The organism is Succinimonas sp., assembly GCF_045225735.1.
In the GTDB taxonomy this organism is placed as follows: Bacteria; Pseudomonadota; Gammaproteobacteria; order Enterobacterales; family Succinivibrionaceae; genus Succinimonas.
In genome coordinates, this window is sequence record NZ_JBGVBR010000406.1 from 1 (window position 1) to 3,276 (window position 3,276).

At 50.1% G+C, this 3,276-nt stretch carries 2 protein-coding genes and 1 pseudogene; all 3 read left to right on the forward strand.

Annotation, left to right across the window (positions count from 1 at the left end):
• Nucleotides 1-602 (forward strand): DUF6273 domain-containing protein (locus ACJROR_RS14275; protein WP_406547684.1); only part of this gene is annotated, 602 nt, incomplete at its 5' end.
• Nucleotides 599-1,219: a DUF6273 domain-containing protein gene (locus tag ACJROR_RS14280; RefSeq protein WP_406547685.1), complete on the forward strand. Its 621-nt coding sequence runs from the start codon at nucleotides 599-601 to the stop codon at nucleotides 1,217-1,219. The genes ACJROR_RS14275 and ACJROR_RS14280, both read left to right, overlap by 4 nt.
• Before the next feature lie 517 nt (nucleotides 1,220-1,736).
• A pseudogene (locus tag ACJROR_RS14285) lies at nucleotides 1,737-3,276 on the forward strand (hypothetical protein); the annotation flags it as partial.

Sequence of the window (3,276 nt, forward strand, 5' to 3'; positions counted from 1 at the left end):
CTCTTCTGGTGAGCCGTCACGGTCTTCATTGCAAACAGTATCATCATCAGAAAACAAAAATTACCTGGGAAGAATGCGATCTCCGGAAGTGGCTTAACAATGAGTTTTTGAAGGAGGCCTTCTCTGTGGAGGAACAGCAAAAGATTAAGCTCTCAGAGGTGGCGAATGACGATAACCGGCAGTACGGCATCCGCGGCGGAAATAATACCCGGGATCATGTTTTCTGCCTCAGTCTTGCGGAGGCGGAACGTTATTTTAAGAATAACGGTGAAAGACAGTGTCAGCCCACGGCTCATGCCCGTTACCAAGGTGCATGGGTGGATAATATCATCGGCTGTTGTTATTGGTGGCTGCGTTCGCCGGGCGACTATCAGAACTTCGCATCGAACGTGAATCCAGTTGGCGCGCTAAACCCGGGTGGTAACCTCGTCCGCAATGATAACCGCGCTGTGCGGCCCGCTTTACGGCTATTTGATGAACCTAACAAAAAGGCCGACATCACCGTAAAGGGCGTTAAATATCCTGCGGTGAAGCTTAAGCCCAAGCCAGTGTTTCAGGTCTGGGAAAAGATCCGGGAATGGCTCAAGGTTCTTCGCAAGTGAAGCCTAAGCCCAAGCCAGTGTTTCAGGTCGGGGAGTATGTTAAGTTTGGGAATTACCCCCAGAACAACGGCAGCGCCAAGGAGCCTATCGAGTGGCTTGTTTTGGAGGTTAAGGACAATGAGGCTCTTCTGGTGAGCCGTTACGGTCTTGTTTGCGAACATTATCACCACCAGATAACAGACATTACCTGGGAAAAGTGCGATCTTCGGAAGTGGCTTAACCATAAGTTTCTTAAGTCAGCCTTCTCGGAGAAAGATCGGCAGAGGATCAAGCTCTCAGAAGTTGTAAATGACAAAAACCGGCAGTATGGTACCAGCGGCGGAAGTAATACCTGGGATCATGTTTTGTGTCTCAGTTTTGCGGAGGCGGAACGTTATTTTAAGAATAACGGTGAAAGACAGTGTCAGCCTACGGCTCATGCCCGTAAGCAAGGAGCATTTGTGAATAATAGCAACAGCTGTTGTTATTGGTGGCTGCGGTCGCCGGGCCTTGATCCGCACTACGCATCGCTTGTCTGTATGGATGGCGTGCTCTACCCGATTGGTTACAAAGTCAACAATGGTGGCATCGCTGTGCGGCCCGCTTTACGACTAATCTGGAAATCTGTAATCGTCTAATCAGGAATCTTATTCCGCCCGCTTGTGGGAGACAGGCTCAGATTTTGTATTTCGGCCGCTTTGGAAGAACTAAAATTAGGTGTTTGGGCTCGGCTTTATCTGGTAAAGCTTGCGTAAGTAAAGACCGGGTATCGTTAAAATGGTCTTAAGAGGTACTCTTCCAAGGATCTCAGCAAATTCTCCTGTTTTTTTCTTTGTTCAGCAGCGTTCTGTTCTGATCAAAAAAGTCTTTGACCCTGTTTTTGTTACTATTTGCGGCCCTTCAAAGCCCCTGTAAATGGTTAAAAATTTGAGCCTGTGAAACAGGGACAGAATGAGACAGGCTGGTCAAGTCCGCCTGTTTTTTTCCGCCCCGGAGGATCCGCTTCCGGGGATATCCGGCGGTGCCTCTGCAGCTCTTTTTCCTAAATGCCCGCCGGCTTCAAACAAATTCCCTTATTTTTCTGAGATACTTGAGAAACGGGGCTCGTACCGAAGCTTCGGTACGAATCCCAGGTAAAAAGTTTTCAGGAAAGACATGCTGCAAAGACTGCCTCTATTTTTGCTTGTCGACGCCTCCGATTCCATGGAGCGCTGTCATGCTGACACCCTGAACCGGGCTCTCAGGCTGGTGATTAACAGAATCTCCGAAGATCTCTATGCCGTGGAGTCCGTGGTTATTTCCGTTATTGTGTTTTCCGGAAAGTCTCAGGTTAAGGTGCTCCACAGGTTCTCCTATGCCTATCACTGCGGCTTTTCTGATATCTCCTCTCTGGGCGGCGCCGCTGATTACGGGGCCGGCTTCGGGGCTTTGTTCCGGGAAATGACAGACGGCGTGGTAAGGCCCTCCGGCTCCGCTCCCGGTGATCTCCGGCCTCTGGTATTCTTCTTCACCGCGGGATCCTCCCCCGGAACCGCACGTCAGGGGCTTTCGGATCGGGCGGCTCAGGATCTCCGCCGGAACGCCGATGTGTTTTCCTTTGTGCTGTCCGGAAAAACGGATAATTCCTGGGCCAGCCGCTATTCTGACCGGGTTTATAACATCGGCGATGATGCCGCTCCTCTGGAAAGTCTCTTAAGCAAAATATCCCCCTATGTCCTGAAAAGCAGCCGAGCCCCTGTTCGGCAGGGCTTTCTCAGCATGATGCTGTATTCCGAGAATGATGATCCCAAAGGGAAATTCCCGCCCTACAAATTTGGCGGGGTTTATCACAAGACGAAGGAGTCCCTGGTTAAAGCTCTGCTTAAGAATCCTGCTTCCGGAATCCAGGAGGTGCGAAGCGGCATTCTGACTCACCACTTCAGTCTTATTGCCCCTGATTTAGAAAACATCTGCCTGGAGGCGGAGAGGAATCTTCGGAATTATACGGATACGGTATCATGCTATCAGGTCTTTTATCGTCTCATGTATCAGCTTGTTCCGGAACTTAAAATCATCTTCTGCGGGGGACAGGAGTTCGGGAGTCTCGAGGAGCTCGGCGAGGCGGCGATCTCTAATGCCATATCCGGAGATGCCGGATTTTTAAGCTCGCTCCGGCTTTTACAGAGATCCTTCCTGGACTTCTATGCGAGAGGCATTATAAAGAGCGAGGCAGCCAGCAATCTCCTTGAGAAGGCATTTTTACAGATTTTCCAGCAGAAGTGTTCTGATATGCAGGCGGCCTGGATACTGGGCTATGCATTATCAGATAAGAGAAATATCAGGATAGGTGACAAGTCCTTCAGTTCTCCCGAGGGGCTTTTGGGATACCTTAATAAGCTGGAAAGAAAACAGAGTCTCAAGTACATTGAGGAGCACCGTGCAGGACTGGAATTCTTTGCTGCTGTAATTCCGGAAGCAAACTCCCGAGAGGCTTTAAAGCGGGTGCTGAAGAACTTGGACAGCGCTGTTGTCAGCTCGGGCGAATATCGCAAAATGGGGACTTCCAGTGCTGGGAGTTTTGATGAACCTAACAAAAAGACCGACATCACCGTAAAGGGCGTTAAAGATCCTGCGGTGAAGCCTAAGCCCAAGCCAGTGTTTCAGGTCGGGGAGTATGTTAAGTTTGGGAATTACCCCCAGAACAACGGCAGCGCCA